The organism is Frankia sp. CeRuru1, from assembly GCF_977966315.1.
On record NZ_CDWWEW010000388.1, the window covers coordinates 1 to 4,776 of the forward strand.

At 69.4% G+C, this 4,776-nt stretch carries 4 protein-coding genes; 1 reads left to right on the forward strand and 3 read right to left on the reverse strand.

All coding sequences use genetic code 11. The features are described from left to right. Positions 1–123 precede the first annotated feature (123 nt). Complete coding sequence (locus tag AC08OP_RS20995) at positions 124–1,407, reverse strand: L-2-hydroxyglutarate oxidase (RefSeq protein WP_476615750.1); 1,284 nt, start codon at positions 1,405–1,407, stop codon at positions 124–126. 128 nt (positions 1,408–1,535) lie between these two features. Then, positions 1,536–3,422, reverse strand: coding sequence for a glycoside hydrolase family 15 protein (locus AC08OP_RS21000; RefSeq protein ID WP_476615751.1), 1,887 nt, complete (start codon positions 3,420–3,422; stop codon positions 1,536–1,538). Positions 3,423–3,751: 329 nt separating this feature from the next. Here AC08OP_RS21000 and AC08OP_RS21005 point away from each other — a divergent pair, with 329 nt between their 5' ends. Then, entirely contained in the window at positions 3,752–4,150 is a 399-nt protein-coding gene (locus AC08OP_RS21005) for a hypothetical protein (RefSeq protein WP_462203487.1), read from the forward strand. A gap of 11 nt (positions 4,151–4,161) precedes the next feature. Here the strand turns inward: AC08OP_RS21005 and AC08OP_RS21010 are convergent, their stop codons facing one another. Beyond that, positions 4,162–4,629 (reverse strand): PGPGW domain-containing protein, encoded by a 468-nt coding sequence (locus AC08OP_RS21010; RefSeq protein ID WP_476615752.1) that lies wholly within the window; start codon positions 4,627–4,629, stop codon positions 4,162–4,164. Positions 4,630–4,776: the final 147 nt, after the last annotated feature.

Genomic DNA, 4,776 nt, shown 5'->3' on the forward strand with positions numbered 1-4,776 from the left:
CCTCCGGATCTGTTCACCCGCCTCGAAGCGGGCGGGATCCGGGTTCAGCGTCACCTCGGGGTCGGTGAAGCCGGCGGCAAGTAGACGGCGGCAAGTAGACGGCGGGTCGGTTTCTCGGGCTTGTCAGCCGGCCCGCTCGGGAACGATTTTGCTGACGATATGCTCAGCGATCGCCAACGATGCCGTCGCGCCGGGAGATGGCGCGTTACGGACATGCACGACCCGCCCGTTGTGGGACAGGACGAAGTCGTCGACGAGGCTACCGTCGCGGGCGACGGCCTGGGCCCGGACTCCCGCGGGGCCGCGAACCACGTCGGTGGCCCGCAGTTCGGGGACATAGCGCCGGGCCTCGGCGACGAAGGCCCGCTTGCTCGCCGTGCGCAGCATCTCCTTGGCGCCGGTCTTCCAGTGGGTCTTCGCCATCTTGTGGAACCCCGGCCAGGCGAGCGTCCGTCGCAGGTCGGTGCCCTGGACGGTGCCGACCGTGTACCCCTCTCGGGCAGTGGCCAGCACCGCGTTCGGCCCGACCAGGATCTCCCCGTCGATGCGCTTGGTGAGATGGATGCCGAGGAAGGGATATCGCGGATCCGGAACCGGATAGATCAGCCCATGGACGAGGCCACGCCGCTCGGGGCGCAGCAGCCAGTAGTCGCCCCGGAAGGGAACGATCTGCGGGGAGGCGTCCTCACCGGTCAGCGTCGCAACCAGGTCCGACTGCAGCCCGGCACAAGAGATCAGCAGGTCGAACGGCCCGACGCTTTCGGAGACGACGGCGACCCGGCCACCGTTGCGGGACGCTAGCTCGTGATTGCCGTTGGGTCGCGCGCGCGCGGTTCCGGCGACCGTGAGGCGGAGGTGGACGCCGGCTGGGCGATCCTCCACCCCGATCACCTCGGCTCCGGTGCGCACGGTCCCGCCAGCGGCGACGATCTCGGTACGCAGGGCCCGCGCGACCCCGGGATAGTCGATGATGGCGGTGGTGGGTGAGTGCAGGGCGGCGACCCCGCGGGCGTGGGGTTCGACGGACCGCAGCTCGTCGGCGTCGAGCATCCGGGTCCGCGGTACGCCGTTCGCCGCCGCCCGCTTCTCGATCTTGGCCAACCGTTCGAGCTCGCTGTTGTCGACGGCGACCACGATCTTGCCGCACTCGTCGTACCGGATGCGGTGCGTGGCGCAGAACTCCCGCAGCAGCCCGACCCCACGGCGGCACAGGGTCGCTTTGAGCGAGCCTGGGACGTAGTAGAGACCGGCGTGGACGACGCCGCTGTTGCGGCCGGTCTGATGCCGGGCGATGTCCTGTTCCTTCTCGAACACCGTCACGGCCGATCCCGGTTCGACCTGCCCGAGCCGACGGGCGACCGCCAGCCCGAGAATTCCACCGCCGATCACCGCGATGCGACCTGCCACGCCCGTCCCCTGTCCGTCCGTCGAAAGCGTGAATCCCGATCACGCCGATCGTACGAATCCAGTATCGGCGTGCACGGTATGTTACGAGCCGGTAGTCAGCCCGGTAGCCAGCCGGGTGTCCTGCGGGCTCAGCCGAAGAAGTGGCCGGGCGGGTGGGCCCGGTCGGTGCGCGAGCGCGGTGTGCCGCGCAGCGCGTCGGTGAGCGTCCGCGCGGTGTTGACCAGGGGGACGTGGCTGAACGCCTGCGGGAAATTACCCGTCATCCGGCCCAGCCTGGGGTCGTACTCCTCCGCGAGGAGCCCGACGTCGTTACGCAACGACAGTAGGCGTTCGAACAGCTCCTGAGCCTCGTGGACCCGCCCGGACAGGGCGTAGTTGTCGGCCAACCAGAAGGTGCAGGCCAGGAAGGCGCCCTCGCCCGCGGGCAGTCCGTCGACCGCGCCGTCCTCGGCCGTCGGATATCGCAGGACGAACCCGTCCTCCATCAGCTCCCGCTCGATGGCGGCGACTGTTCCCACGGCGCGGGGGTCGGTGGCGGGCAGGAACCCCACCAGCGGCATGTACAGCAGCGCCGCGTCGAGTTCCTTGGAGCCGTAGAACTGGGTGAAGGTGTTGCGTTCGGAGTCGAACCCGCGGGTGCAGACCTCCGTGTGGATCTCGTCCCGCAGCGCCGACCAGCGGTCGACGGGGCCCGGTAGCCGGGACTCGACGATCCCGCGTACCGCCCGGTCGGCCGCGACCCAGGCCATCACCTTCGAGTGGACGAAGTGGCGGCGGGGGCCGCGTACCTCCCAGATGCCCTCGTCGGTCTTCCGCCAGCCGGTCTCGAGGAAGTCCATCAGCTTGGTCTGCAGCGGCCAGGAGTCGTCCGCATGGCTCTCGGTGATGGTCTGCCCGCCGGGGAGCGCCAGCCCGGGCACGGGCTGGCGACGGTTGGCGACCGCGACCCGCGCGACATGCAGGGCGTCGAGGACCTCGCCGTAGACGTCGAGCTGGAACTGGTCGACGGCGGCGTTGCCGACCCGCACCGGGGCGGAGTTCTCGTACCCCGGTAGCCACGGGATCTCGTATTCGGGCAGCCGGCGTTCCCCGGCCACGCCGTACATGATCTGTACCCGGGAGGGGTCACCGGCGACCGCGCGCAGCAGCCACTCCCGCCAGGCGGTCGCCTCGCTGGTGAACCCGGCGTCGAGCAGGGCGAGCAGCGTGATTGTCGCGTCCCGCAGCCAGCAGTACCGGTAGTCCCAGTTGCGCACGCCGCCGATGTGCTCCGGCAGCGAGGTCGTGACGGCGGCGACGATCCCTCCGGTCGGGGCGTAGGTGAGCGCCTTGAGGGTGATCAGCGACCGGCGGACGGCCGGCTGCCACTGGCCGTCGTAGGTGCAGCCCGCCATCCAGTCCGACCACCACGCCTCGGTGAGGGTGATCATGCGCCGGACGTCGTGGGACGGCGGGGGAGTCTGATGGGAGGGGGTCCAGGTCAGCGAGAACGGTACCGACTGGCCGGCGGCGACGTGGAAGTCGGCGTAGGTGGCCATGTCGTGCCCCTCCATCGGGGCGGTTGTCCGCAGGGTGACCGCATCCGGCCCGGCCACCGCCGACATGGTGTGCTCGTCCACCCGGCGGACCCACGGCACGATGGAGCCGTAGTCGAAGCGGAACCGGGTCTCCGATCGGAGGTGGACCGCACCCTCGAGGCATTCGACCAGGCGGAGCACGGTGTGCGTGCCGGCGCGGGGGAACATCGCGTCGACGATGCGCACGGTGCCGGACGCGGTCGTCATGTCCGTCTCCAGCACCAGCGTGTCGCCGCGGTAGCGCCGGCTGATGCCCAGGACTGGCTCGACGGGCGCGATCTTCCAGTGGCCGGCCTCGGAGTCGCCGAGCAGGGCGGCGAAGCACGACGGCGAGTCGAATCGGGGCAGGCACAACCAGTCGATCGACCCAGTGCGCGACACGAGCGCCGCGGAGTGGGTGTCGCCGATCAGCGCGTAGTCCTCGATCAGGGATGGCACGACCTGTTCCTCGCTCCCATGGTCCACTGGTTGTGATCATCTTTGGATCGATGATCGTCGGATAATTGATGATCATCGGGGTCGATGTCATCGGGGTCGCCCGTCGTTGGGCGCGATCGCGGGCACAGCGCCGCCGGTCGACGGTGAACCGGTACGAGCACGCCGCGCAGCGGTGGGCCGGCGGTTACCCGTGGCGGAGGTCGCTAAGCCTCATGAGGGCGTTTACCTTACGGACCCGCTCGGCGGACTACGTTGGGGGTCCGGTCATGGCGGTGCTCCAGCCGTCGTCCGGACCAGATTTCCTTCCCCGATGTGACAGGACTCACCACGTGGCCCCATCGTCGTCACCTGCTGTCACCCGTGCCGCTCGCTACCTGGCCGACCCTCGGCGCCGGACGATGGTCGTCGTGGCGGTACTCGCCACCATCGGCCTGATCGTCTTCGGGATCTACGCGACGTTGGACGGGCCGCCGCCGCAACAGGAGGCCGTCGTGTACTTCGCCCCGGGAGCCACCGAGGCGCAGAAGGACGCGGTGCGCGCCGCGTGCCCTTCGGTGGGCAGGGCCATCCAGCTGCCGAAGGACCGCAACCAGCTGGCCACCAGCCGGATCTATCCGCTGCGGTACGACGTTGCGAAGGCGTCGACCGTCGACCGCGCGGCCCTGTACAAGTGCGTGTACGCCCAGCCGCACGTACTCGGGATCAGTCAGGTCACCCAGGGCCAGTAGACCTTCGCCCATCAGGATCGACTTTTCTCCGGCTCCCGTTGGGCGAGGAGTTCGGCGGGCGTGGGCCGGCCGGCATCGCGGGCCTCCTTCGCCTGCCAGAGACTCACGATCATGGTGGTCAGGATGACGAGCCCACTGAGGATCAGGCTTCCGCCGGACCACCCGGAGGACGCGGGAAGGGTGTCGACCACGATCCACGCGATTCCCGCGGCGATCATCCCCAGCGCGAACAGAATCGTGAACGCCGACGAGAACCGGTTCGCGGCCGCCTGATCGGCGAGGTCGGCGGCCTTGCGCCGGGCCTGCTCGAAACGGCCGCGCGCCCACTCGTACTCCAGGCTCAGGATGAAGAACCCGAGCGCCACGACGAGGAATCCCGGGCCCGGCAGCGCCAACATCGCGATCCCGAGGCCGAGGACGCCGAGACCCAGCACGGTCAGGGCGATCCGGCGGAACAGGCGGGCGCTTCGGATCAGCACGTCGGGTAACCCTCCTGAGCGGATCGTGGACGGGGCGGGAGTGTCCTCTGGGACGGTGCTCTACTGCGACGTTCTTCCGTCATAACGGATCACGCAAGAACATCGTGGCGGGGATCTCCTCGACCTCCTCGACCGATACGTGTCGTG